The organism is Streptosporangium sp. NBC_01639, from assembly GCF_045209755.1.
Taxonomy (GTDB): Bacteria; Actinomycetota; Actinomycetes; order Streptosporangiales; family Streptosporangiaceae; genus Streptosporangium.
Window position 1 is genome coordinate 3,450,980 of the sequence record NZ_CP109272.1, and the last position, 25,975, is coordinate 3,476,954.

The window sequence follows — 25,975 nt, forward strand, 5'->3', positions numbered from 1 at the left end:
GACGATCCGACGGAAGGAGGGCAGATTCGATGACCGTTTACAGCTTCGAGCTGCACTTCGTGGCCTTGGCCGGTGAAGCGGTGATCGACGCCCTGTATGAGGCGGGATGGGACGACGCCACGGTGTCGCTCGATCCCGGCACGGGTGGGCCCGGCGTCGCCGCGTTCGACCGGGAAGCCGCCACGGCGGTTGAGGCGATCGCCTCCGCGATCGCCCAGGGCCGGGCAGCCGGCGTTGAGGTGACCGGCGTCAACGAGGACCTTGTGACGCTTGCCGAGATCGCCGAACGGACCGGGCGGACCTTCGCCACAGCCGACCATTGGGCCGTGGGCCGCCGGGGGCCCGGGGGGTTTCCGGCGCCGAAGGTGCGCCGGCCCCGGGTGAGTCTCTGGTCGTGGGCCGAGGTGGTGACCTGGCTGCACGAGAACCACCTGGCCGAGGTGTCACTGATGGAGGTGGAGATCGCACGGGTGTGCGAGGTCGCCGACTCCCTGATCCGCGCGCACCGTCTCCAGCGCCGACTCCCGGCCGAGGACCGCGAACGCCTCTGTCACGCCATGGCCTGACCTCGCCCGGTGAAGAGATCATGACCTCCGGGCCATGCCCCGGCACCCTGGCCCGGAGTCGACACCGACTGTCGCCGGGGGCGAGCAGGCCGGTGACCTCGGCGGTCGCCCTTGGGCACGGGCGCGGATCCGCCACACCGAGCGCGGGTCCGGCTACGTGACGCCGACGATGGGCAGGCGGAGGGCGCCGGGGGCCGCGGCGGGGACGGCCGGGGCCCTGGGGGCGACCGGCGGCAGGCGGACGTAAGGGGAGCCGGGGGCGGGACGGGGGTCGGCCTCCCCCCTGTTGGGCCAGAGCGACATGGCGCGCTCGGCCTGGGCGGTGATGGTGAGGGAGGGGTTGACGCCGAGGTTGGCGGAGACGGCGGAGCCGTCGACGACGTGCAGTCCCTGGTAACCGTGCACGCGGTGGTAGGCGTCGATCACCCCGCTGTCGCGGTCGGCGCCGATGGCGCAGCCGCCCAGGAAGTGCGCGGTGGCGGGGATGTCCAGCAGGTCCAGCCAGGAGCCCCCGGCCATCCCGCCGACCTCTTCGGCGGCGTGCCGGACGAACTCGTGGCCGACCGGGAGCCAGGTGGGGTTGGGCTCGCCGTGTCCCCGCCGGGAGCGGAGCCGCCAGCCGAACGGCCCCTTCCGGGCGGACAGGGTGATCGAGTTGTCCTTCACCTGCATGACCAGGGCGATGAGCCCGCGCTCGGACCATCGGCGGTGGTTGAAGACCCGCAGCAGCCGGTGGGGTCGTCGCACGGCCTCGGCGAGGAACACCCGCCAGCGGGGCGGGCCGCCGCCGTCGATCAGCAGGGTGCGGAGCATGCCCATCGCGTTGGAGCCGTCACCGTAGCGGACGGGCTCGATGTGGGTGTGGGCGTCCGGATGGATGGAGGAGGTGATCGCCACCCCGCGGTTGAGCTTCTCCCCCTCGACGGACAGTCGCTCGAAGCCGAGCAGCGCTTCGGAGTTCGTCCTGGTCAGAGCGCCGAGCCGGTCGGACAGCCGGGGTAGGAGCCCATCGGCCTTGAGACGGTGCAGCAGGCGCTGCGTGCCGTACGTCCCGGCTGCGAAGATCACTTGCCTGGCCGTGAGGGTACGGCGGCGCCAGGGCGTGCCCGTCCTGCTCACCTCGACCTCGTAGCCGCCGTCCACCGGGCGGACCGAGGTGACGGTGGTCTCCGGATGGACCTTGGCACCGGCCCGCTCGGCGAGGTGGAGGTAGTTCTTGACGAGGGTGTTCTTGGCGCCGTGCCGGCAGCCGGTCATGCACTCGCCGCACTCGACGCAGCCCCTGCGGCGTGGTCCGGCTCCGCCGAAGTAGGGGTCGTCGACCTCGACGCCCGGCTCGCCGAAGAAGACGCCGACCGGGGCCAGATGGAAGGTGTCGCCCACGCCCATCCGGTCGGCGACCTTCCGCACCACCTCGTCGGCACGGGTGACGGTCGGGTTGACGACCACGCCCAGCATCCGCCTGGCCTGGTCGTAGAAGGGGGCGAGCTCCGCCTTCCAGTCGGTGATGCCCGACCACTGGGCGTCCCGGAAGAACGGGTCGAGGGGCTCGTAGAGGGTGTTGGCGTAGACCAGCGAGCCGCCGCCGACCCCGGCGCCCGCGAGGACCATGACGCCGGTGCCCTTCTGGCCGCGCAGCACGTGGATGCGCTGGATGCCCTTCAGCCCGAGTGCCGGGGCCCACAGGAAGTCACGGGCCCGCCAGGAGGTGGTGGGCAGCGTGTCCTCGTCGAACCGGCGCCCGGCCTCCAGCACGGCCACCCGGTAGCCCTTCTCCGTCAGCCGCAGCGCCGAGACGCTGCCGCCGAACCCCGAGCCGATCACCAGCACGTCGTAGTTGAACATCCACCGTTCCCTTCGGGCCATGAGCCGGCCGCGGCGCGTATCCTCGGCCCGAACCGCCCCGCCGGCTCCCGCGACCGGCCGGCGGTCACCCGCGGAGCGGCGGGCCTCACCTCACCCGGCCGGCGGCCACCCCGCGGAGCGGCGGGCCTCACTTCAGATGAAGCTTCTTCATGGTCTTGAGCAGGCCCGCCAGGGTGTCGGCGTACTTGTCGTAGGTCATGCCGAGGATCGGCTCGAACCCCATCCAGGAGGCCTGGCTGGAGATGGTCTGCACCTCGGTGTACTTCAGCAGCCCCTCGGCCCCGTGCCGCCGCCCCAGACCGGAGGACTTCATGCCGCCCATGGGAGCGTCGTAGGAGGCGTAGGCCGAGCCGTACCCCTCGTTGACGTTGACGGTCCCGGCCTTGATCCGGGCGGCCAGCGCGCGGCCCCGGGCCAGGTCGCGGGTCCAGACGGAGGCATTGAGGCCGTAGTCGCTGTCGTTGGCCTTCTCGACCGCCTCGTCCTCGTCGGCGAACCGGTGGATCGAGACGACCGGGCCGAAGGTCTCCTCGCGGCACAAACGCATGCTCTCGTCCACCCCGGCCAGGATCGTGGGCTCGTAGAACAGCGGGCCGACGTCGGGACGCGCCTTTCCGCCGGTGAGCACCTCGGCGCCCTTGGCCACGGCGTCGTCGACGTGGGCGCCGACCGCGTCGAGCTGACGCCGGGAGGTGAGCGAGCCCATCTGCACGTTCCAGTCGAGCCCCGCACCGAGCTTCATGTTGCGGGTCTGGCGGACGAACCTCTCCACGAAGGCGTCGTGCACGGCGTCGTGCACGTAGAGCCGCTCGATGGAGATGCACAGCTGCCCGGCGTTGGTGAAGCAGGCGCGCAGCGCGCCCTGCGCGGCCACGTCCAGGTCGGCGTCGTCGAGGACGATCATCGGGTTCTTGCCGCCGAGCTCCAGCGAGCAGCCGATCAGCCGGGCGGCCGCCGCCTCGGCGATCTTCCGGCCGCCCCGGGTCGAGCCGGTGAACGCCACATAGTCGGCACCCTCGATCAACGGGTCGCCGATCTCGGCGGGGTCGCCGAGGACGACCTGCCAGATCTCGCGGGGCATGCCGAGGGAGACCAGCAGGTCGATCGTCCACAGCGTGGACAGCGCGGTCTGGGTGTCGGGTTTGTGGACCACGGTGTTGCCGGCGAGCAGGGCCGGGACGACGTCGGTGACGCCGAGCGAGAGCGGGTAGTTCCACGGGGAGATCAGCGCCACGGTGCCCTTGGGGTGGCGCACCTCGACCGTCTTCGTCGCGACGGGGAAGATGCCCGCGCGTCGTTTGGGCGCCAGCAGGCCGGGCGCCCGCCGTACGTAGTGGAGCGTGCAGCCCGCCACGTCGAGGACCTCCTCGAAGGCGTGCCTGCGGGCCTTGCCCGTCTCCCACTGGACCACGTCGAGGATCTCCGCACGCCGGTCGAGGAGGGCGTCGTGCAGGCGCAGGAAGGGCTTGACCCGCTCCTGCACGGGCAGGGCCGCCCAGGTCCGCCGGGCCTCACGCGCCCCGGCGTGGGCGGTGCGGACGTCTTCAGCGGTGGAGATCGGCAGCTCGGCGAGGGGTTCGCCGGTGAAGGGCGCGGTGATCGCCTGCGTCTTCCCGCTGGAGGTCACCTGCCGGACGACGCGTTCGATCATCTTCGGGTCGAGTGTCCGGGTAGCTCCAAGAGTGACGGCCATGGTCGAAGAATATTCTGGGTGGCCGCCCGTGGCTACCAGTCGGTAGGGGTCTGAACCGGCCCTGTCCCCGATCCGTCCTAAGGGCATGAGGAAATCGATTCGTACGGCCGGCGCCGTCACCCTCGCCGCCGCCCTGCTCGCCGCGGGGTGCAGCTCGACGGAGACGGAACCGGGCGCGAGCCGTACGGCACCGGTCGATCTGGGGAACGTCAAGCTGGTCTCCTACGACGGCTGCGACGACATGCTGGCCGGGCTGCGGACGGCGGCGGCCGGGAAGGTCGGGCCGTGGGGCCTGGCCGGGCCGCAGATCATGTACATGGAGGCGCGCTCGGATGTCGCCACGGCCGCCCGGTCCAAGGTCGCGGCGCCCGAGCACTCGACCACGAACGTGCACGAGGCCGGGGTCGACGAGCCGGACCTGGTGAAGACCGACGGCAACCGGGTGATCACCGTCAACCGCGGCGTGCTGCGGATCGTGGACACCGCCACCAGGAAGGTCACCGGCACGCTCAGGCTGGTCGACTCCGAACAGGCGTGGGCCCCGGCCGACCTGCTGGTCAGCGGGGACCGGGCCCTGGTGCTGTTCTCCGGCGGCGGGATCATCCCGTTCGGCGCGATGGCCAAGCAGGCGGCGAGCCCGGGACCGCGTTACGTTCTCGTCGACCTGTCCGGAGAGCCGAAGGTGCTCGGCTCGCTCACCCCGGACGGCTCCCATGTGGACGCCAGGATGATCGGCTCGACGGTCCGGGTGGTGGTCCGCAGCCAGCCGAAGATCGACTTCCCGGACGCCGGGCCCGACGTCCCGGAGAACGAGCGGACCCGCCGGAACGCGGAGATCATCAAGAAGGCGCCCATCGAGGCGTGGTTGCCGACGTTCGAGACGACGGACGCCAAGGGCGCGACCTCGACCGGCGCGGTCACCTGCGACCGGGTCAGCCACCCCTCGGAGTACAGCGGCACGTCGATGCTGACGGTGCACAGCTTCGACCTGGCCCAGGGGCTCGCCGAGACCGCGCCGATCAGCGTGGCGGCCGACGGCGACACGGTCTACGGCACCGGCTCCAGCCTGTACGTCACCAGCAACCCCCGCTGGTGGTGGCCCCGGCCGATCGAGCCGCCGGCGGTCGAGGACACGCCGTCGGCCACGGTGCGGCCCCCCAAGATCCAGGACACCCCGTTCTCCACCGCGCAACCCCCGAAGGCCGAGGACACCCCGTCCTCCACCGCGCAGGCCCCGAAGGTCGAGCCGACCCCGACAGAGCCGCCGGTGACCGCGACCACCGAACCGGCTCCCGAAACCACGGCGACACCTGTCGAACCGCCCGAGGAGACCGAGATCCACCGGTTCGACATCACCGCACCGGGCGCGCCCCGCTACGTCGCCTCGGGCAGGGTGCCCGGACGGCTGCTCAACCAGTACTCCCTGTCTGAACACGAGGGGCACCTGCGGGTCGCCACCACCTCGACCTCCGGGCAGACCAGCTCCAGCGCCGTCTACGTGCTCAAGGCCGACACCCTGAACAAGGTGGGCGAGGTCGGCGGCCTGGGCGACGGTGAACGGATCTACTCGGTCCGGTTCATCGGCCCGGTCGGCTACGTGGTGACGTTCAAGCAGGTGGACCCGCTCTACACCCTCGACCTGCGTGACCCGGCGGCCCCGAGGAAGACGGGCGAGCTGAAGATCACCGGCTACTCCGCCTACCTGCACCCGGCGGGGGACGGACGGCTGATCGGCGTCGGCCAGGAGGCGAGCGAGGAGGGCCGCAGGCTCGGCACACAGGTCTCGCTGTTCGACGTCGGCGACCCGGCCAACCCGCGCCGCCTGTCGCAGATGTTCCAGAAGGACTCCGGCACCGAGGCCGAGTGGGACCCGCACGCCTTCCTTTACTGGGCCAAGACGGGCATGGCGGTGCTACCGCTGACCAGCTGGAGCGGTAGCGAGCAGGGCGGCGCCGCCGCCCTCGTCCTCACCGTCGACGACTCCGCCGTCACCCGGACCGGCACCGTCACCCACCCCGCGCCCAAGGCCAAGGGCAACAGCCGCCTCATCGCCTACGACCAGGGCATCCGCCGCTCGGCCGTCATCGGCGACAGCCTCTGGACGGTCTCCGACCTGGGTCTCAAGGTCAGCGACATGAACGGCCTCGCCGACCAGGCCTGGATCCCCTTCGACTGATCCGCCGGCTGCGGCCCGCGTCCCCGGCCCTCCCCGGGGACGCGGGGCGTGCGACGGCTCAGGCGCTCTCCGGAGTGGCGACGGGGACCACGTCGGGGGCGCCGAGGCGGATCGCGTCGGCCTCCTGGTCGGTGTCCTGCTCCTGGGAGAGGCGCTCGGCCTCGACCCGCTTCGTGTAGTACTCCACCTCGCGCTTGATCCGCTCGGCGTCCCACCCCAGCGGCCCGGCGAGCAGCTCGGCCGCCTCCTGCACCACACCCAGGCCCCGGTGGAAGGTCTCGATCGAGATGTGGGTGCGCCGGGCCAGCACGTCGTTCAGGTGGCGGGCACCCTCGTGGGTGGCCGCGTAGACGACCTCCGCACGCAGGTAGTCGTCCGCGCCGCTCAGCGGGAGGGCCAGCGACGGGTCCTCCTCGATCAGCGCGAGAACCTCGTCGACCATCGACCCGTACCGCTGCAGCAGGTGCTCGATCCGCGCCACGTGCAGCCCGGACGAGTGGGCCAGCCGCTGCCGGGCGTTCCACCGCGCCTGGTAGCCCTCCGCCCCGGCCAGTGGGATCCGGTCCGTGCACGACGGCGGGACCCGCTGGTCCAGCCCGTGCGCCACCGCGTCCACCGCGTCCTGCGCCATCACCCGGTAGGTCGTGTACTTGCCGCCGGCCACCATGACCAGTCCGGGCACCGGGTGGGTCACGATGTGCTCGCGGGAGAGCTTGGAGGTCTCCTCCGACTCCCCCGACAGCAGCGGCCGCAGCCCGGCGTAGACGCCCTCGACGTCGTCGCGGGTGAGCGGCACCGAGAGCACCTCGTTCACGTGCTCAAGGACGTAGTCGATGTCCGAGCGGGAGGCCGCCGGGTGCGCCCGGTTCAGATCCCAGCGGGTGTCGGTGGTCCCGATGATCCAGTGGCGCCCCCAGGGGATCACGAACAGCACCGACTTCTCGGTGCGCAGGATGATGCCGGTGAGGGAGTGGATCCGGTCACGCGGGACGACCAGGTGGATGCCCTTGGACGCGCGGACGTGGATCTGCCCCCGGCCGCCGACCAGCTCCTGGATGTCGTCGGTCCACACACCCGTGGCGTTGACCACCTGCCGGGCCCGCACGTCCATCTCGGTCCCGGTCTCCAGGTCGCGCACCCGCACTCCGGTGACCCGCTCGCCCTCCCGCAGGAAGCCCACCACCTGGGTCCGCGAGGCCACGTGCGCCCCGTAGGAGGCGGCGGTCCGCAGCATCGTCATCACGTAGCGGGCGTCGTCGACCTGGGCGTCCCAGTACTGCACCGCGCCGGAGAACGCCGCCCGCCGCAGCGAGGGCGCGAGCCGCAGCGCCCGCCGGCGCGACAGGTGCCGGTGTCCGGGCACGCCCCGGGTGGAGCCGAAGGAGAAGCCCAGCGAGTCGTACATCACCAGACCCGCCCCGATGTACGGCCGCTCCCATCCGACGTGCGTGAGCGGGAGCAGGAACGGCACGGGCCGCACGAGGTGCGGGGCGATCCGCTGCAGCAGCAGGGCCCGCTCCCGGAGCGCCTCCCTGACCAGGTCGAAGTTGAGCTGCTCCAGATAGCGCAGCCCACCGTGGATCAGTTTCGATGATCTGGACGAGGTGCCGGAGGCGAAGTCGCGCGCCTCCACCAGCCCGACGCTCAGCCCACGGGTCGCCGCGTCCAGCGCGACCCCCGCACCGACGACACCGCCGCCGATCACCACCACGTCGAGTTCCTGGGCGCCCATCTGTGCCAGTGCGGCGGCCCGCTCGGCAGGACCGAGCCGTGCCGTGCCCATTCGCGCCGTCATGCTGCATCCCCCTGGGGTACGGGTTGTCACTTGGCGTCGGGTATCTACCCATCTACCCTAGGCATCACTACTGATCAGTAGGGAACAGCGGGACGAGATTCGCACCACACCTCCCGTGAACAGCGAGAGAGCTCCCCGCAAACATTTGTCGTCGGTGATTCCCCGACCGCTCCGGACGGATGGTGAACCGTTGCCCGGAGACAGCGCTACACACCTGTCGTGGATGGGGGAACCGAGGTGGCGGCGTTACGCAGGTTCAGGGCCGCGGGCCGTCGTGCACGTGAGCGGGACGCGGACGCCGCCGTGCTGACCAGGATGGCCGACGGTGACACGAGCGCGCTGACCGAGGTGTACGAGCGATACGCCGGCCCGCTCTTCGCCTTCCTCTACCGGCTGGCCGGGGACCGGGGCACGGCCGAGGAGATCCTCCAGGACACCCTGCTGGCCGTCTGGCGCTCGGCGGGCACCTACCAGAGCCGTTCCAGCGTCAGCACCTGGCTGTTCGGGGTGGCGCGCAGGCAGGCGCACAACCGGCTGCGCGGCGTCCCCCCGCCCCTCGCGGCCGAACCGTCCGACGGCGCCGATCCCCTGCCCGGACCGGAGGAGCTGGCCGTGGGCGGTGAGCGGGTGCAGGCGGCGCTGGTACGGCTGCCGCTGGCACAGCGCGAGGTCGTGGTGCTCTCCTTCCTCAACGACCTGAGCCACCGGGAGATCGCCGAAGTGCTGGGAATCCCGGTCGGCACGGTGAAAAGCCGTCTGCATCACGCGCGAGCGACCCTGAGGGAGTGCATCGATGAACGAATGGCCTGAGCTGTCCGGGATCTGCGACGACATTCCGCCCGCCCCCGGGCCGGAGGCCGTACACGCCGCGCTGACGAGGTCCGCGCTCGACGGTGCGGAGACCTGGTCCAGGCCGAGGCCGTACCGGGCGTGGGCGCTGCTGGCGATGGAGGCCCGGATGCTGCGCCCGGTGATCTGGCTGCTCTCCGCACTGGTCATGGCGGTCGCGATCGGCGCGGGCTACGCCCTGGTCAGGGTCGAAGCCGCCGAGTTCGTGCTCGCCCTCGCCGCCCCGCTGGTCGCCGCGGCCGGGGTCGCCACGTTGTACGGCCCGGAGCAGGACGACGCCTTCGAACTGGTCGCCGTCACACCGACCTCGCCGCGCGTCGTCCTGCTGGCCAGGGTGACGCTGGTGTTCGGCTACGACCTGCTCCTGGCGCTGCTCGCCTCGGTGGTGCTGGCACCGCTGAGCTACCTCCCCGCCGGGCTGTCGTCACTGATCGCGACGTGGCTGGGCCCGATGGCGGCGCTCGCGGCGCTCACTTTGCTGCTGGCGGTGTGCTGGAACCCCGGTGGCGCGATGGGCGGCGCGCTGGCGGTGTGGAGCCTGTACGCGCTGACCTTCACCGACGTACCCGTCCTCGAGAGCCTTCAGCGCTTCTGGACGACCGGCCCGCCCACGGTCGGCCTCGCCCTGGCCCTGGCGATCGCCGCCGCGATCATGACGGGCACGGGTGAACCGATCCGGCGGGCCCGCGCAACTCACCGGTCATGAGACCCCTCGGCCTCTGGTCGCACGAGATACGCAGGGCCGGTCCCACGGCCCTGCTGGCTCCCCCGGTCCTCGTCCTCCTCATCGCGCTCCTCGCCGGGTTCGGCACGCGACTCGGTTCCCGGGAGGGGAACACGGCGTGGTTCCTCATGACAGCCATGGAAACGGGGGTCCCGCTCGTGGCCGGCCTGGCGGCGGCCTCGCTGGTCGGCCGGGACCGCGCGGTGGAGCTGCAACTCACCCTGCCCACGGGATACCGCTCGACGCTGCTGCGCCGACTGGTCGTGACGGTCGGCTGGACGGCCCTCTGCGCCCTGGCCGCCTCGGCGCTGCTCATCGCCACCGGTTGGTGGGAGGTGCTGCCCGGTGCCCCCGGCGGGCTGACCGGCCAGCTCACCTGGCTGTCCCCCACGCTCTGGCTGGCGGCCCTGGGACTGCTCGCCGCGGTCGCGCTCCGCAACACTGCGGCCGCCACCTCCCTCATCGCGTTTCTCTGGGTGTTGGAACAGGTGCTCTCCAGCGCCATGCAGGAGAGCACGGCGCCCCGGCTGCTCCACCTGTTCGCCACCACGCGCGGGACGGCGCCCGGCGACTGGCTGCCCAACCGGCTGACCCTGCTGGCGACCGCGTTGCTGCTCGCCGCGGCGGCCTGGCCCCTGCTCGGCAACGCCGAACGGATCCTCGGAGGCGAGACCGAATGATCGCGACCCTGCGCTACGAATTCCGCATGCAGCTCCGCCGGCCCGTCCTGTGGATCGTCTACGGCCTGACCTTCGCGGCGACCGTCGCCGCCTTCGGCCATGCGTACGTGGACCTCAACCTGGGTGGCGACGAGGGGCGGGAACCGAGGTTGGCCATGATCGTGTCAGCCATTCTGATCATGACCCTGCTGCCCATCGTCTACGGGTGCCTGCTCGCCGACCAGCTCATCCGAGACCGGCGGCTCGGCATGGCCGACGTCCTGGACACGACCCCGGCCGGCCGCACCGGCCGGCTGATCGGCAAGTATCTCGGCACGTGCGCGGCCACCGCCGTGCCGCTCGTGCTCGCCTACCTCGGCCGGGCCGTAGCCTACGCGGTCGCCGAGGGGGAGCCCGCGGCGCTGGGCTGGGCGGCAGTGATCCTCGTGGCGGACATCGTCCCCGGGCTGCTCTTCGTTGGGGCGCTCGCCCTGACCGGTCCGCTGCTGATGCCGCCGCTGCTGTTCCGCGTGCTGTTCGTCGTCTACTGGTTCTGGGGGGCCCTCATCCCCGCCACCATGATGCCGACCCTGTCGCACAGCATCCTGGCGCCCAGAAACGATTACGTGGCCTACGGCCTCCTCGGCTACGGCGAGAGATTCCCCCCGGACGCCACCCTGCCGCCCGGCAGCTACGTCTACGGCCCGTGGGAGGGCGCCGCACTGAACGTCCTGCGACCCGAGGCGAGCCCGGCCGTCGCCCTCCTCTGGATCGCCGTGATGATCGCGCTCGCGGCGGCCGTCCTCCTCCTCACCCGCCTCCACACCGCCCGGACGGAGTCCTGACATGCGCATCGAGATCTCCCGCCTGACCAAGACCTACAAGGGCGGCGTCCAGGCCCTCGACGGGCTCGACCTCGACGTGCCGACCGGCATGTACGGCCTGCTCGGCTCCAACGGGGCGGGCAAGACCACGCTCATGCGGATCCTGGCGGGGCTGCTGCGGCCCACCTCGGGGACGGTCCGCGTCGGCGGGCACGACATCACCGCCGCCGACGGGCGGCTCGCCGTACAGCGGACACTCGGCTATCTCCCGCAGGACCTCGGGGTCTACCCCGAGCTGACCGCGCGGCAGTTCCTCGACTACATCGCCCTGCTCAAGGGGCTCGACTCCCGCCCCTCCCGGCGACGCCGGATCGGCGAACTGCTGGAGCTGGTGGCGCTCAGCCAGGACGCCGACCGCAGGCTCAAGGGATTCTCCGGCGGCATGCTGCGGCGGGTCGGCATCGCGCAGGCGCTGCTCGCCGATCCGCGCCTGCTCGTCGTGGACGAACCGACCACCGGGCTGGATCCCGAGGAGCGGATCCGGTTCCGCACCCTGCTCTCCCAGCTCGCGGGTGACCGCACGGTCCTGCTCAGCACGCACATCGTCGAGGACATCGCGCAGACCTGCCGGTTGCTGGCGGTGCTCACCAAGGGGCGCCTGGTGTTCCAGGGGAACGTCGGGGAGCTGGTCTCCCGGGCCGACCGGCAGGTGTGGACGCTGACCACCTCCGGCCCCGCCCCCTCGTGGGGCCGGGTGGTGGCCGCCCTCCCGGAGGGGGCGGGGATGCGTTACCGGGTCATCGCGCCCACCGCCCCCGATCCCGCCGCCCGGCCCGCCGAGCCGACCCTGGAGGACGGCTACCTCGCGCTCATGGGGATCGGCCGGTAGCCGCCGAAGGTTCCGGCCCCGGGCTCTCGGCAACGGCGCGGGCAGACAGGTCCGCCTGAGGCCCGGGAAGGCGCCCCGGGCCTCGGGCGGTCCCGACCACCGTCGACCGGCCCTCCGGAGACCGGAGAGGATGGTCCCATGAGCATCACACTCGCCGGCGCCCGCATCGTGACCCCCGAAGGTGTCCACGGAGGCTGGCTCACCATCGAAGACGGCCGCATCACCCACGTGGGTCAGGGCTCCGCCCCCGGTCAGGGACACGACCTCGCGGGTCGATACGTCGTACCGGGGTTCGTCGACATCCACAACCACGGCGGAGCGGGCGGCTCCTTCCCCACCGGCGATCCGGACGAGGCGGTCCGGATCGCCGCCCTGCACGCCCGGCACGGCACCACCACGCTCATGGCCAGTCTGGTCACCGCGACGCTGGACGACCTGGCCAGGGCGACCGCCGCCCTCGCCGACCTGTGTCAGGACGGCCTGCTGGCCGGGATCCACTTCGAGGGCCCCTACATCTCCCGGGCCCGTTGCGGCGCGCACGACCCGGCGCTGCTGCGTGACCCCTCGCCCCGGGAGTTCGCCGACCTGCTCAAGGCCGGGCGCGGCCATGTGCGGATGCTCACCATCGCCGCCGAACTGCCCGGGGCGCTGGACACCATCGGGGAGGCGGTCGCCAACGACGTGATCGCCGCGCTCGGGCACAGTGACGCCACCTACGAGCAGACGCTCGCGGGCATCGACGCCGGCGGCAGCGTCGCGACCCATCTCTACAACGCGATGCCGCCGCTGCACCACCGCGACCCCGGCCCGATCGCCGCGCTGCTGGAGGACGACCGCGTCACGATCGAGCTGATCAACGACGGCGTGCACCTGCACCCGGCGATGATGCGCCTGGCCTACGATGTCGCGGGCCCCAGCCGGACCGCGCTGATCACCGACGCGATGGCGGCGGCCGGCATGGGCGACGGCGTCTACGGGCTCGGCCCGATGAAGGTGAACGTCACCGGCGGTGTCGCCCGGCTGGCCGAGGGCGGCTCCATCGCGGGCAGCACCCTCACCATGGACGTCGCCTTCCGGCGCAGCGTCCAGGAGGTCGGCCTGTCGCTGCCCGAGGCTGCCGAGGTCGCCTCGCTCACCCCCGCCCGGGTCATCGGTCTCGCCGGCCTCCTCGGCTCCGTCTCCGTCGGCAAGCAGGCCGACCTGGTGGTCCTCGACGACGCCCTGGAAGTCCGCGGGGTCATGAAGCGCGGGAGCTGGATCGTCGAGCCCTCCTGACCTTCACGACCACGTCCAGCGGATGCCGATCAGGCCGGGCTGGAGCGATCCCGTCACCAGGTGGACCGCGTGGTGGGCGTTGAGGGTGAGCACGGCCTGGTCGTGCTCACCCGCGGCGGAGTCGTGGCGGGCGAAACGGCGGACGCTGGCGGGCAGGGCGCCGGGGTCGAAGCTCACCCGGAGCATGTACTGGCCCGCCGGGAAGCGGAAGCCCCGCTCGTACTCGGTGGTCTCCACCCCGCTCGGATCGGCGAGCTCGTAGCGGATCACCTGGGTGTCCCCGGTCCGAAGCGTCCTGTCGAACAGCAGCTCGGCCACCACCAGGGCGGTCGGCCCGTCGCGGCGGACCCGGCCGACCCGGCAGTCCTCCAGCGCCCGGATCCGTACGCGCTCCACATCGCATCCGATGTCGCCCCGGTAGACCATGATGTAGCGGTCGGCGGCGTCCTCGTGCGCCTGCACCACCTGGAGCGTCTCGCGCCGGACGGTGCTGCGGTCCGCCCCGATCCGGAGCGACTCGTACATCGCGGCGATGTGCAGCCGCCGGTCGTCGGCCACCCCGTCCAGATCGTGCAGCAGCGTCGACAGGGCGCTCGCGGAGCCCAGGATCGAGGCGTAGGGCGCCGCAGCCGGCTGCGGACCGGCGCCCTGCCCGCGGCCCCGGGGCCGCGGCGGGCCGAGCAGGCCCATCAGCGAGCGGGGCGGCAGGATGAGGATCTCCTCCAGCGCGCGTACGGCACGCAGCGACTCAGGTCGCTCGGGCCGGCGCAGGCCCTGCTGCCAGTAGCTCAGGCTCGTCATCCCGACCCGCAGGCCACGCTCCTCCAGGCGCCGGCGGAGCCGGTCCAGAGTCAGGCCGCGTGCCTCCACCGCCGCGCGGAGCGCGACGTGGAAAGGGCCCTCCTTGAGAGCGACCCGGAGTTCGGGATCATCCGGCACATGGGCATGTTCACAGATTTTCCCCCATACGTCACTTTCGCCAACCCTTATCGTCAGCGGCCGTCGTGATCACGGGAGATACCGCCGCAACGGCGAACGCCCGGCCCACCGGGCCGGGCGTTCGCGCGGAATTTCGGCAGGCGTCAGCTGGTGTGCGGCGCGACGACGACCTCGACCCGCTGGAACTCCTTCAGGTCGGAGTATCCGGCGGTGGCCATCGTGCGCTTGAGCGCGCCCATCAGGTTCATCGAGCCGTCGGCGACCGAGGACGGGCCGTGCAGGATCTGCTCCAGCGTGCCGACCGTGCCGAACTCGACCCTCCGGCCCCGGGGAAGCTCGGGGTGCTGCGCCTCAGAGCCCCAGTGGAAACCGTGGCCGGGGGCCTCGACGGCCCTGGCCAGCGGCGAGCCGACCATGACCGCGTCGGCGCCGCAGGCGATCGCCTTGGCGATGTCGCCGGAGGTGCCCATGCCGCCGTCGGCGATGACGTGGACGTAGCGGCCGCCGGACTCGTCCATGTAGTCACGGCGGGCCGCGGCCACGTCGGAGATGGCGGTCGCCATCGGCACCACCACGCCCAGCACCGTGCGGGTGGTGTGCGAGGCGCCGCCGCCGAAGCCGACGAGCACGCCGGCCGCGCCGGTCCGCATCAGGTGCAGCGCCGCGGTGTAGGTGGCGCAGCCACCGACGATCACCGGGACGTCGAGTTCGTAGATGAACTGCTTGAGGTTCAGCGGCTCGGCCCGGCTGGACACGTGCTCGGCGGAGACCGTGGTGCCGCGGATCACGAAGATGTCCACGCCCGCGTCGATGACGGCCTTGTGGTGCTGGACCGTGCGCTGCGGGGACAGCCGGACGGCCGTGGTCACTCCGGCCGCGCGGATCTCCTCGATGCGCCGGCCGATCAGCTCGTCTCTGATCGGCGCGTCGTAGATCTCCTGGAGCCGCTTCGTGGCCGCCTCGCCCTTGAGCTCGGCCACCTCCGCCAGCAGGGGCGTCGGGTCCTCGTAGCGGGTCCACAGCCCTTCGAGGTCGAGCACGGCGAGACCGCCGAGCCGGCCGACCTCGATCGCGGTCTTCGGCGAGACCACACTGTCCATCGGGCTCACCACGACGGGCAGATCGAACCGGTAGGCGTCGATCTGCCAGGCGATCGAGACCTCCTCCGGGTCGCGGGTGCGACGGGAGGGGACGATGCCGATCTCGTCGAGCGCGTAGGCACGACGGCCGTTCTTGCCGCGCCCGATCTCCACCTGAGTCATATGCCTGTCTTTCCCATTCCATGCGTGTACGGCTCACGCCAGTCGGGCGCGAGCCGTACCGTGCCGTTGTGACCCACCTGCTCGCGGAACCTGGCGCGGAGCCCTTGTCGTCCGTTTCTCGGCATCCGCGACAGGCCCTAACGACGGTGGTAGTTCGGAGCCTCGACCGTCATCTGGATGTCGTGCGGGTGGCTCTCCTTGAGACCGGCCGCCGTGATCGGCATGAGCTCGCACTTGGTGTGCATCTCCGGGATCGTGCGGCACCCGGAGTACCACATGCCCTGGCGCAGGCCGCCGACGAGCTGGTGGGCGACCGCGGCGATCGGCCCCCGGTAGGGCACCTGGCCCTCGATGCCCTCCGGGATGAACTTGTCCTCGCCGGACACGTCGGCCTGGGCGTAGCGGTCCTTGCTGAAGGAGGCGCCGCCGCGCTCGCGGTTGCGGACCGCGCCGAGCGATCCCATTCCCCGGTAGGACTTGAACTGCTTGCCGTTGATGAAGATCAGCTCACCCGGCGACTCCTCGCAGCCCGCCAGGAGCGAGCCCAGCATCACCGTGTCCGCTCCGGCGGCGATGGCCTTGACGATGTCGCCGGAGTATTGGAGGCCACCGTCGCCGATCACCGGAACCCCGGCGGGGCCGGCGGCCAGGGAGGCCTCATGGATGGCCGTCACCTGGGGGGCGCCGACACCGGCGACCACGCGGGTGGTGCAGATGGAGCCCGGCCCCACGCCGACCTTGACCGCGTCGGCGCCGGCGTCGATCAGCATCTGGGCACCCGCGCGCGTGGCGATGTTGCCACCGATCACCTCGACCCGGCTGTTCGCCTTGAGCTTGGAGATCATGTCGGCGAGGCCCTTGGAGTGCCCGTGGGCGACGTCCACGATGATCACGTCGACCCCGGCCTCGACCAGGGCCATCGCCCGCTGCTCGGCGTCACCTCCGACGCCGATGGCCGCCCCCACGACCAGCCGGCCATCGGCGTCCTTGGTGGCGAGTGGGTACTGCTCGCTCTTGGTGAAGTCCTTGACGGTGATGAGCCCGCGGAGCCGCCCGTCGGCGTCGACCAGCGGAAGCTTCTCGATCTTGTTCTTCCTGAGCAGCTCGAACGCGCCGTCCCTGGAGACCCCCACCGGGGCGGTGACGAGCGGCATCGGCGTCATGACCTCGCGCACGGGACGGCGCTGGTCGTTCTCGAAGCGCATGTCGCGGTTGGTGACGATGCCGACGAGCACACCGCGCGGGTCGGTCACCGGGACACCGGAGATCCGGTAGGTGGCGCAGAGGCGCTCGACGTCCGCGAGGGTGTCGTCCGGAGAGCAGGTGACCGGGTTGGTGACCATCCCCGCCTCGGAACGCTTGACGAGGTCGGCCTGCTGGGCCTGGTCCTCGACGGAGAGGTTGCGGTGCAGGATGCCGATGCCGCCCTGACGGGCCATCGCCACCGCCATCCGCGCCTCGGTGACCGTGTCCATCGCCGCCGAGACCAGCGGGATCTGCAGGGTGATCCCCCGCGACAGCCGCGTTCCGGTGTCAGCCTCACCTGGCTGCAGATCGGAATACGCGGGCACCAGGAGCACATCGTCGAATGTGAACCCCGGTTCGGTGAACTTGGCCATCTGCAACCCTCCTGCCGCGGCGCTCTCATTACGGGGAAAGGCGCCGGCCCCCTGGTCGTAGTTTAGAGTCTGGCTCCAAACCTGGCGGACACCGGGGGAAAAAGCCAGGTCATGGGTAACTGGCCTAGTTCGGGGCCTGTTGGCCGCATCAAGGCCATAAGGTGGGATAGTGCTCGACGACGTCCCTCGCGACCCGTTCGCGGACGACCCCGACGACCCGGCGGCGGCGCTGGGAGAGCCCGACGACCCCGAGCCGCTGACCTCGGCCGAACGCGACGAGGCCATGACCGACCTGGCCGACGTCGAGGTCTTCCGTTCGATGCTGGAGCCCCAGGGAGTGCTCGGCCTGGTCCTCGACTGCCCGGAGTGCGGCGAACAGCACTACTTCGACTGGGAGCTGCTGCGCGGCAATCTCCGTCAGATGATCGAGAAGGGCCGTCCGCAGGTGCACGAACCCGCCTGCCGGCCCAAGGCCGCGGACTATGTCACCTGGGACTACGCCCGGGGCTATGTGGACGGTGTGATCGACACCGAGGAACACCGCTGATCGACGTCCTCGATCAGGGCGGCCAGCAGCCCGACGGCGACGTCGGACGTGGAGACGGCTTCCCTGCGGGAGAGCGCCTCCAGGACGGCGTCGGTCTCGGCGACCGCGGGATCCTCCTCCGGCCCGTATCTCCGGGCCGGACGTCGTGGGTGGACCGTCGTCATGGCAGCACTCGTCGGGGGCCGTGACCGGCTCCATGGGCCCGGCTCCGCCCCGCGCGCCCGCACCGCCCGGACCGGCCTGGCTGCTCCGCGGTCAAGCTATCGACTCCAGCTCCGCCATCGCCCGCAGCCGGGCCAGCGCTCGATGCTGGGCGACCCGGACCGCACCTGCTGACATGCCCAGTACATTACCCGTCTCCTCTGCGGAAAGACCCGACACCACCCTGAGCATCAGCAACTGGCGCTGGTTGTCCGGGAGCCTTTCGAGCAGTCTGCGGGCGTGCTCGGCCTCGATGTAGCGGACCACCGTCTCCTCCGGCCCCGGGCCCTCGTCGGGCCCGTCCGGGAGGTCCTGGGTGGGCACGGCGGAGCGCACGGAACTGCGCAGCGCGTCGGCCACCTTGTGGGAGGCGATCCCGAAGACGAAGGACGCGAACGGGCGCCCCATGTCACGGTAGCGGGGCAGAGCGGACAGGACCGCGATGCACACCTCCTGAGCCACGTCATCCGCGATGTGATACTGGCCGGAAACCCGGCCGAGACGAGCACGGCAGTAACGGACGACCATTGGCCTTAACTGCGCGATCAGGCTTTCGATCGCGGTGCGATCTCCCTGAACGGCGAGGCTTGTCAGATCCTTGAGATCATCCCTATGGGCGGTCCCTTCAGATCTCGTCGCAAGCCTTACCCCATTTTTGGCGTCGGCGACGCATCCCTCGGTCACTTAGGCATGATGCCCGCCCTGATCCGGCCTGTCGTCATAGCGAACGGCTACGGATTGGTCACATTGAGGCGGAGATAACGGGGTGTAATCAAATGATGACGGCAGCGGCCTTAGTATGCCTTAATATTTTACTGGATAGCCGAATATGTCGGCTATTTGTTAGAGAGACGTTTAGCCTTCAGGGCGAAGCGTAGTGACGCTTTGGGGCCCCTTTCGGTTTACCGGAAAACAGAAACGGCTCGCGCCCCGAGGGGACGCGAGCCGTACCGGATCCGATGGAGATCAGTGACCGTGACCGTGACCGTGGCCCTGGCCGCCGGCGGCCGGGGCCTCCTCCTCGGGCTTGTCCACCACGAGCGCCTCGGTCGTCAGCAGCATGCCGGCGATGGAGGCGGCGTTCTGGACGGCCGAGCGGGTGACCTTGACCGGGTCGATGACCCCCTGGGCGATCAGGTCGCCGTACTCACCCGTGGCGGCGTTGAACCCCTGACCGACAGGGAGCTCGGAGACCTTGGTCGTCACGACGTAGCCTTCGAGACCGGCGTTCTCGGCGATCCAGCGAGCCGGCTCGATGAGCGCCTTGCGGACCACGGCGACACCGGTGGCCTCGTCGCCGGACAGACCGAGGTCGTCCAGGACCTTGGCCACGTGGATGAGCGCGGAGCCGCCGCCGGAGACGATGCCCTCCTCGATCGCCGCACGGGTCGCGGAGATGGCGTCCTCAAGGCGGTGCTTCTTCTCCTTGAGCTCCACCTCGGTGGCCGCGCCGACCTTCAGCACGGAGACACCGCCGGCGAGCTTGGCGAGGCGCTCCTGAAGCTTCTCGCGGTCCCAGTCGGAGTCGGACTGCTCGATGGCGTGCCTGATCTCCCTGACCCGGTCGGAGATCGCCTGCTCGTCGCCGGCGCCGTCCACGACGGTGGTGGCGTCCTTGGTGATCACGACGCGGCGGGCGGTGCCGAGCACCTCGAGGCCGACGTTCTCCAGCTTGAGACCGACCTCCTCGCTGACCACCTGGCCACCGGTGAGGATCGCGATGTCCTGCAGCATGGCCTTGCGGCGGTCACCGAAGCCCGGCGCCTTGACGGCGACGGAGGTGAAGGTGCCACGGATCTTGTTCGTGACCAGGACGGCCAGGGCCTCACCCTCGACGTCCTCGGCGATGACGAGCAGCGCCTTCTTGGTCTGCGCGATCTTCTCCAGCAGCGGCAGGAAGTCCGCCACAGAGGCGATCTTGCCCTGGGTGATCAGGATGTAGGGGTCCTCCAGGACCGCTTCCATCCGCTCCTGGTCGGTGACCATGTAGGGCGACAGGTAGCCCTTGTCGAACTGGAGGCCCTCGGTGAACTCCAGGTCCAGACCCATGGTGTTGGACTCTTCGACGGTGATGACACCGTCCTTGCCCACCTTGTCGAACGCCTCGGCGATCAGCTCGCCGATCTTGGCGTCCTGCGCGGAGATCGTCGCTACGTTCGCGATCTCCTTCTTGTCCTCGACCGGGCGGGCGGACTCGATCAGCTTGTCGCTGACGGCCCGGGCCGCGAGGTCGATGCCCCGCTTGAGCGACAGGGGCTGGGCCCCCGCGGCGACGTTGCGCAGACCCTCGCGGACCATCGCCTGGGCGAGGACGGTCGCGGTGGTGGTGCCGTCACCGGCGACGTCGTTGGTCTTGGTGGCGACTTCCTTGGCGAGCTGGGCACCGAGGTTCTCGTACGGCGCCTCCAACTCGACCTCGCGGGCGATGGTGACACCGTCGTTGGTGATGGTCGGCGCACCGAACTTCTTGTCGATGACGACGTTGCGGCCCCGCGGGCCGAGAGTCACCTTGACGGCGTCCGCAAGGGCGTTCACACCACGCTCAAGAGCGCGGCGCGCGTCCTCCTCGAACGACAGGATCTTCGGCATGTCAATCCTCTCTGAAGTACGTCGGCGCATCAAAGCCCCGGGCGCTCACGCGGCCCGGGGCTCGATACGTCATCTTTATGAAGCGTGAACTACTTCTCGATGATGGCGAGCACGTCGCGGGCGGAGAGCACCAGGTACTCCTCGCCGCCGTACTTCACCTCGGTGCCGCCGTACTTGCTGTAGAGGACGATGTCGCCCTCCTTGACGTCGAGCGGAATCCGCTTGTCGCCGTCCTCGTCCCAGTTGCCGGGGCCCACCGCGAGGACCTTGCCCTCCTGCGGCTTCTCCTTGGCGGTGTCCGGGATAACAAGGCCGGAAGCGGTGGTCTGCTCGGCCTCAAGCGGCTGGACCACAATGCGGTCGCCGAGCGGCTTAACGGGAACCTTGGTGGCGGTCGTCACGTCGGACCTCCCCTTCAGATTTGAATGATCTAGAAGAGGCGACCAGCGGTCTGCCGTCGCGGGTGTCAGACCTGCCTCGTCGCATATGATTTGGCACTCTCACGGGGAGAGTGCCAATACGGAACAGTATGCAAGGAGGGCTTGACAGTCAACACGAACCGCCCGTGTGTGCTTCCGGCGAACATCGCCCCCTCTCCTTTCCGGGGGTCGCCGCCCCCGCGATTGGGGGAATATACGGAAGGACGCGGGCGAGCTCTGACGGGATGTGGGCGAATGGCCACGCAAAGTAATGATGATGGCGCTACGGTGGGCGACGTGACCAGCACGATGAGCGAGGAGACGGGCACGCTGCGCGAGGCGGGCGATCCGCTCGCCAACTGGCCCTACCCCCCGGACGGGGGATGGACGGCCGACGACCTCGACAACCTCCCCCAGGAGGGCCCCAACGGCGAGCTGGACTTCTTCAAGCACGTCGAACTCGTCGATGGAGCCCTCATCTTCATGTCCCCCCAGAAACGTTTCCATGATGTCGTGATCCGCAGGCTCGCGAGCGCGTTCGAGGCTCAAGCGCCCGAAAACCTCGCGGTGGCCACGCAGATGGACATCACCCTTGGTGTCAGGCAGCGCCCCTGCCCCGATGTGCTTCTGATCGACGCCGCCCTGAACCATGATCACGATCGCACCTCGTACGCCCCGGTGGAGGTCTGCCTGGTCGTGGAAGTGGTCTCACCCGAGTCCAAACTGCGGGACCGCGAGGTCAAACCCCTCCGCTACGCCGGAGCCGGGATTACCCATTTCTGGCGCATCGAGGATGAAGCCGGCAAACCAGTCGTTTATGTCTACGAACTCGATCCCGCCACTCATACATACGTCCCCACCGGCATCCATCACGGGCGGCTCTCCGTGGAGGTGCCGTTCCCCATCGAGATAGATCTCGCCGACCTGCTGAGCTGAGGCGGTAACGTCGGGCGACGTGGACCTTGACGCATTCCGGGAACTGCTGACGCCGCGCGGCCAGGAGGCCCTGGGCGTGGCGGCCGGGCTCGCCGGCGACGATCCGGTGGCGGCGGTGACGCGGCTCAGGAAGACCTACGACGCCGACCTGACCTCGGCCGCGCTCACCCAGGCCACGCTCCGGCGGCGCGCCGGGGAGAAGTTCGGCGCCGACGCCGACGTGATGTACTTCACCTCCGGCGGCCTGGAGCAGGCCACCCGCCGCGAGGTCGCCGACCACCGGGCCCGCCGCATCGCGCCGGGCTCCCGGGTCGCCGACGTGTGCTGCGGCATCGGCGGCGACCTCCTCGCACTGGCCAGGGCCGGCTGCGAGGTCGAGGCCGTGGACGCCGACCCGCTCACCGCCGCGATCGCCCAGGCCAACGCCGACGCCCTCGGTTTCGGGGAGCGGGTCTCGGTCCGGGCGGCCGACGCCGCCACGCTGGATCCGGCCGCCTTCGACGTGCTGTTCGCCGACCCCGCCCGCCGTACCGCGCGGGGCAGGACCTTCGATCCGATGGCCTACTCCCCGCCGTGGCCCGACGTCCTGGGGATGGTGGCGAAGGCGGAGGCCGCCTGCCTGAAGGTCGCCCCGGGCATCCCCTACGCGTTCCTCCCCGCCGGCACCGAGACCGAATGGGTCTCCTACAAGGGTGACGTCAAGGAAGCGGTGATCTGGTGCGGAGGGCTGGCGGGAGAGGCGGAACGCCGGGCGACGATCCTGCCCACCGGCGCGACGCTGGTCCCCGATCCCGTGCTCGGACCGGCCGGACACGGCCCCGTCGGCCGTTACGTGTACGAGCCGGACGGCGCGGCGATCCGGGCCCACCTCGTCGGGGAGATCGCCGCGATGGTCGGCGGCCACCTGCTCGACCCGCACATCGCCTACATCACCGGGGACGTCGCGTCGCGGACTCCGTGGGCGTCCCGGTACGAGGTCCACGAGGTGCTGCCGTTCTCGCTGAAACGACTGCGGGCGGCGCTCCGCGAGCGCGGGGTCGGCAACGCGACGATCAAAAAGCGCGGGTCGGCGGTCGACGTCGACCGCCTCCGGAAAGACCTGCGACTTTCCGGTGACAAATCGGCCGTGGTCATTCTCACCAGGATTATCGAAAGGCCTTTCGCCCTCATCTGCACCCCTTCCTGACCTGGCAAAATGATTATTCCAGACAATATGGTGGCAATCATGATCTTTTAAAGTCCGCGCGGAAAACCGCGGCCCAAAGGCTAGGGTCGTCGCGCGGGAGTTCTTCCCCCGCATGCGGTTCAACCGTGTTCTTCAGCAGGCCGGACCAATCCCACCAGGCGGCCGACCGTCGGCGAGTGAAGGAGTTCTCGGTGGATCACTCCGCCCCCACCCCGCTCCAGACAGGCAGCCAGGCCGCCATCTCCGACCGGATGCGCGAGCTTCTCGCCCGCGCCACCCGGGACCAGGTGTCCGGGCAGGACACCCAGGACACCGCGCTGAACGAGATCCGCCAGCGACTGGAGGGCATGGAGTGGTTGCTGCGCGAGGTCAGGGAGCGTGAGCCCGGCGGGCTGGGCGGCTCGCCGGAGTCCGGCCACGGCCGGCTGGACGACGGCACCGTCCATCCGCCGACCTGGGCCGAGGGGCTCGCCCAGCATGTCGAGGCGGTCCGGGACCGGGTGGACGCCATGGGAGAGCGCGTCGGCTCCGTTCACGACCGGGTGACGCCCCTCGGCGAGCTGCCGAGCCTGTGGGCCGATGTCGGCGCCGTCGGCGAGAACGTGGACGAGGTCCTCGTCCGCCTCCAGTCGATCTCCGACGGCACCCGTGACGTCGGCGACGGCCTGGGAGAGCTGGCCGAGCGCCTCGGCCGGATACAGGCCGGCATGGAGGCCGCGGCCACCCGGTTCACCCGGCTGGACCGGACCCTGGCCGACCTCACCCAGCGCGCCGAGCGCCTTGAGTCCGGGATGCTCGACCTCTCGACGACCGTGCGGAAGACCGTCGGCGACGCGACCGACCGCCTGCTCGCCGCCGTCGAGCAGGTCAACGGCAGGGTCAGCCTGCTCGTGTCCCGGACCGACGGCAGGGCCGACGGCGTCGAGGTCCGCATCGACGGACTGGACGGCAGGCTGAGCGGGATCGACGGCCACCTCGCCGCCCTGGACGAGCGGATGAGCGGAGTGGGCCCCCGTCTGAGGGAGATCACGGACCGCCACGACGACCGTTTCGACACGCTCGACGAGCGGCTCTACGACGTCGAGGGCCGCATCGCCGGCCGGGTCGACGCCGTCGACTCCCGGCTGTCCATGCTGGACGGTCACACGGAGAAGCTCGGGCTGCGGCTGGAGGACCTCGACGACCGGGTGGAGGCCGTCGACCAGCGCGTCGGCCGGCTACCCGCCATCCTGAACATCCGCGAGATCATCGGCGACCAGGCGGGGGACCACGCCAGGCGCTTCGACTCCCTGGACGAGCGCGTCACCCATGCTCAGGCCGCCCTCGCCCACCTGGCCGGCATGCTCCGCGCCCAGCCCGACCGCGAGCAGCTGACCGAGGCTCTCAGCGAGACGATGGAGCCCGCCCGCGCCGAGCTCAGCCGCAGCCTGAGCGCGCTTGAGGAGACCATGCTGACCCTCGCCGAAGCCCTTCTCCGCCCCGCCCGGGGCGACAAGGACTGAGCCCGTACGGCCCGGCGCCGGCGGCCCGTTCCGGCCTGGAGCACCCTGCCACCCTTACCAAAGTAAGCCCACAAGCCGGTCTTTCGGCAATGTCCGGCACAGTGCGACCTTTCCTACGATCCTGTCCGTGATCAGAACTCGCCGCAACACCGCCGCCGCCCTCCTCGCCCTGGCTCTGCCCCTGTCGGTCGCGACAGCCGCCTCGATGTCATTCCCGGCCGCCGCTGCGGACGGTTCCGATGCGGACGGTTCCGACGCCCGCCTCACGATCCCTCATCCCACCGGTCGGTACAAGGTCGGGCGCGACATCCTGCATCTCGTCGACGGCAGGCGCCGCGACCCATGGGTGCCGGCAGCGGGCGCGCGTGAACTGATGGTCTCGATGTACTACCCGGCCCGCACCGGCGGGAGCGCCGCTCCGTACATGACCACGGACGAGGCCCGGCTCCTGCTCAAGGGGCAGAAGCTCGACACCCTCTTCATGGCCGAACTGCTCGCCGGCACGCGCACGAACGCACGCGTCGGCGCCCGCCCCGCCGGTGGCGAGCACCCCCTGGTAGTGCTCTCTCCGGGCTTCTCGCTCAACCGCGCCACCCTGACCACGCTCGCCGAGGAGCTCGCCTCGAAGGGCTATGTCGTCGCACTCGTGGATCACGCCTACGAGTCGTTCGGCACCACTTTCCCAGGCGGCCGTACCCTGACCTGCGTCGCATGCGAGACGGTGGAGAAGGCCCCCTCCGATGCGGCGGAGAAGAAGCTGCTGGGCAAGGCCGCCGCCGGCCGGGCAGCCGACATCTCCTTCGTCGTCGACCAGCTGACCCGCACCGCCGGCCATGCACCGGCCTGGAAGCGCTGGAAGATGATCGACCCGCAGCGGATCGGCGCCGCCGGCCACTCGCTCGGCGGCAATGCCGCGGCGAGCGTCATGGCCGCGGACCGCCGCGTACGCGCCGGGGCGAACATGGACGGCACTTTCTTCGCGCCGGTTCCGGACGCCGGCCTCGGCAAACGGCCGTTCCTCATGCTCGGCAGCGAGGCCCAGCACTCGCCCGGCTCCGCCGACACGAGCTGGCCGCGGGACTGGCGACGCCTGGACGGCTGGAAGCGCTGGCTGACAGTGGCCGATTCCGGCCACTTCACCTTCATCGACCTGCCCATCCTGGGCGGGCAGGCCGGGATGACCGACCCCTCCGCGCCACTCTCCGGAAAGCGGGCGGGCGAGATCACCACGGCGTACGTGGGCGCCTTCTTCGACCAGCACCTACGTGGCAGGCACCAGCGACTGCTGGACGGCCCGTCCACCGCCAACCCCGAAGTCACCTTCCGCAACCCCTAGGAACCGCGTTGCGGACCCCGGCCGCCGGTTCCGTGCGCCGGTGCCGGTGGTCGTGAACATCGCCCTGGCGGTCGCGGAGACGATCGGCGCGGCTGGACCGAGCTGTCCGGCCCTCCCCCTGTG

23 protein-coding genes are annotated in these 25,975 nt (G+C 70.7%); 13 read left to right on the forward strand and 10 right to left on the reverse strand.

Annotation, left to right across the window (positions count from 1 at the left end):
* Positions 1–29 precede the first annotated feature (29 nt).
* Positions 30–566, forward strand: a complete 537-nt coding sequence (locus tag OHA77_RS15305; RefSeq protein WP_406318772.1) for a hypothetical protein — start codon at positions 30–32, stop codon at positions 564–566.
* A gap of 153 nt (positions 567–719) precedes the next feature.
* Here the strand turns inward: OHA77_RS15305 and OHA77_RS15310 are convergent, their stop codons facing one another.
* Positions 720–2,411: a GMC oxidoreductase gene (locus OHA77_RS15310; protein ID WP_406318773.1), complete on the reverse strand. Its 1,692-nt coding sequence runs from the start codon at positions 2,409–2,411 to the stop codon at positions 720–722.
* Positions 2,412–2,559: 148 nt separating this feature from the next.
* Positions 2,560–4,125: a succinic semialdehyde dehydrogenase gene (locus tag OHA77_RS15315; RefSeq protein WP_406318774.1), complete on the reverse strand. Its 1,566-nt coding sequence runs from the start codon at positions 4,123–4,125 to the stop codon at positions 2,560–2,562.
* An 85-nt stretch (positions 4,126–4,210) separates the two neighbouring features.
* Here OHA77_RS15315 and OHA77_RS15320 point away from each other — a divergent pair, with 85 nt between their 5' ends.
* A complete protein-coding gene (locus OHA77_RS15320) occupies positions 4,211–6,301 on the forward strand; it encodes a beta-propeller domain-containing protein (RefSeq protein ID WP_406318775.1) in 2,091 nt (696 codons plus the stop codon).
* Between the two features lie 58 nt (positions 6,302–6,359).
* Here the strand turns inward: OHA77_RS15320 and OHA77_RS15325 are convergent, their stop codons facing one another.
* On the reverse strand, positions 6,360–8,096 hold the full coding sequence (locus OHA77_RS15325; RefSeq protein ID WP_406318776.1) for a glycerol-3-phosphate dehydrogenase/oxidase: 1,737 nt from the start codon (positions 8,094–8,096) through the stop codon (positions 6,360–6,362).
* 219 nt (positions 8,097–8,315) lie between these two features.
* Between OHA77_RS15325 and OHA77_RS15330 the strand changes: the two genes are divergently transcribed.
* From OHA77_RS15330 to nagA, 6 genes are all read left to right on the forward strand, one after another.
* A complete protein-coding gene (locus tag OHA77_RS15330) occupies positions 8,316–8,906 on the forward strand; it encodes an RNA polymerase sigma factor (protein ID WP_406318777.1) in 591 nt (196 codons plus the stop codon).
* On the forward strand, positions 8,890–9,651 hold the full coding sequence (locus OHA77_RS15335; protein WP_406318778.1) for a hypothetical protein: 762 nt from the start codon (positions 8,890–8,892) through the stop codon (positions 9,649–9,651). The genes OHA77_RS15330 and OHA77_RS15335 overlap by 17 nt, the downstream gene beginning before the upstream one ends.
* A complete protein-coding gene (locus OHA77_RS15340) occupies positions 9,648–10,349 on the forward strand; it encodes a hypothetical protein (RefSeq protein ID WP_406318779.1) in 702 nt (233 codons plus the stop codon). Before OHA77_RS15335 ends, OHA77_RS15340 begins: the two co-directional genes overlap by 4 nt.
* Entirely contained in the window at positions 10,346–11,173 is an 828-nt protein-coding gene (locus OHA77_RS15345; protein ID WP_406318780.1) for an ABC transporter permease, read from the forward strand. Before OHA77_RS15340 ends, OHA77_RS15345 begins: the two co-directional genes overlap by 4 nt.
* 1 nt (position 11,174) lies before the next feature.
* Positions 11,175–12,041: an ABC transporter ATP-binding protein gene (locus tag OHA77_RS15350; RefSeq protein WP_406318781.1), complete on the forward strand. Its 867-nt coding sequence runs from the start codon at positions 11,175–11,177 to the stop codon at positions 12,039–12,041.
* 138 nt (positions 12,042–12,179) lie between these two features.
* On the forward strand, positions 12,180–13,316 hold the full coding sequence (gene nagA / locus OHA77_RS15355) for an N-acetylglucosamine-6-phosphate deacetylase (RefSeq protein ID WP_406318782.1): 1,137 nt from the start codon (positions 12,180–12,182) through the stop codon (positions 13,314–13,316).
* Between the two features lie 3 nt (positions 13,317–13,319).
* Here the strand turns inward: nagA and OHA77_RS15360 are convergent, their stop codons facing one another.
* From OHA77_RS15360 to guaB, 3 genes are all read right to left on the reverse strand, one after another.
* A complete protein-coding gene (locus OHA77_RS15360; RefSeq protein WP_406318783.1) occupies positions 13,320–14,255 on the reverse strand; it encodes a hypothetical protein in 936 nt (311 codons plus the stop codon).
* A 143-nt stretch (positions 14,256–14,398) separates the two neighbouring features.
* Positions 14,399–15,517: a GuaB3 family IMP dehydrogenase-related protein gene (locus tag OHA77_RS15365; RefSeq protein ID WP_326819937.1), complete on the reverse strand. Its 1,119-nt coding sequence runs from the start codon at positions 15,515–15,517 to the stop codon at positions 14,399–14,401.
* A 137-nt stretch (positions 15,518–15,654) separates the two neighbouring features.
* Entirely contained in the window at positions 15,655–17,136 is a 1,482-nt protein-coding gene (gene guaB / locus OHA77_RS15370) for an IMP dehydrogenase (RefSeq protein WP_406318784.1), read from the reverse strand.
* A 169-nt stretch (positions 17,137–17,305) separates the two neighbouring features.
* Between guaB and OHA77_RS15375 the strand changes: the two genes are divergently transcribed.
* Positions 17,306–17,683: a DUF5319 family protein gene (locus OHA77_RS15375; RefSeq protein WP_326819935.1), complete on the forward strand. Its 378-nt coding sequence runs from the start codon at positions 17,306–17,308 to the stop codon at positions 17,681–17,683.
* On the opposite strand, the gene OHA77_RS15380 is transcribed toward OHA77_RS15375, so the two are convergent.
* From OHA77_RS15380 to groES, 4 genes are all read right to left on the reverse strand, one after another.
* A complete protein-coding gene (locus OHA77_RS15380) occupies positions 17,644–17,847 on the reverse strand; it encodes a hypothetical protein (protein ID WP_406318785.1) in 204 nt (67 codons plus the stop codon). The two genes, OHA77_RS15375 and OHA77_RS15380, sit on opposite strands and share 40 nt — an antisense overlap.
* A 91-nt stretch (positions 17,848–17,938) precedes the next feature.
* Entirely contained in the window at positions 17,939–18,478 is a 540-nt protein-coding gene (locus OHA77_RS15385; protein WP_326826987.1) for a sigma-70 family RNA polymerase sigma factor, read from the reverse strand.
* A gap of 372 nt (positions 18,479–18,850) precedes the next feature.
* Positions 18,851–20,473 (reverse strand): chaperonin GroEL, encoded by a 1,623-nt coding sequence (groL, locus tag OHA77_RS15390; protein ID WP_406318786.1) that lies wholly within the window; start codon positions 20,471–20,473, stop codon positions 18,851–18,853.
* 89 nt (positions 20,474–20,562) lie between these two features.
* Positions 20,563–20,874, reverse strand: coding sequence for a co-chaperone GroES (gene groES, locus OHA77_RS15395; RefSeq protein WP_012887898.1), 312 nt, complete (start codon positions 20,872–20,874; stop codon positions 20,563–20,565).
* A 315-nt stretch (positions 20,875–21,189) separates the two neighbouring features.
* On the opposite strand from groES, the gene OHA77_RS15400 reads away from it, so the two are divergent.
* From OHA77_RS15400 to OHA77_RS15415, 4 genes are all read left to right on the forward strand, one after another.
* Positions 21,190–21,828, forward strand: coding sequence for a Uma2 family endonuclease (locus OHA77_RS15400; RefSeq protein WP_406318787.1), 639 nt, complete (start codon positions 21,190–21,192; stop codon positions 21,826–21,828).
* A gap of 19 nt (positions 21,829–21,847) precedes the next feature.
* Entirely contained in the window at positions 21,848–23,014 is a 1,167-nt protein-coding gene (locus OHA77_RS15405; RefSeq protein ID WP_406318788.1) for a THUMP-like domain-containing protein, read from the forward strand.
* Positions 23,015–23,205: 191 nt separating this feature from the next.
* A complete protein-coding gene (locus OHA77_RS15410) occupies positions 23,206–24,516 on the forward strand; it encodes a hypothetical protein (RefSeq protein WP_406318789.1) in 1,311 nt (436 codons plus the stop codon).
* Positions 24,517–24,643: 127 nt separating this feature from the next.
* The gene (locus OHA77_RS15415; RefSeq protein WP_406318790.1) at positions 24,644–25,852 is read left to right on the forward strand and encodes an alpha/beta hydrolase family protein; all 1,209 of its coding nucleotides are present in this window, start codon (positions 24,644–24,646) and stop codon (positions 25,850–25,852) included.
* The last annotated feature ends 123 nt before the right edge of the window (positions 25,853–25,975 follow it).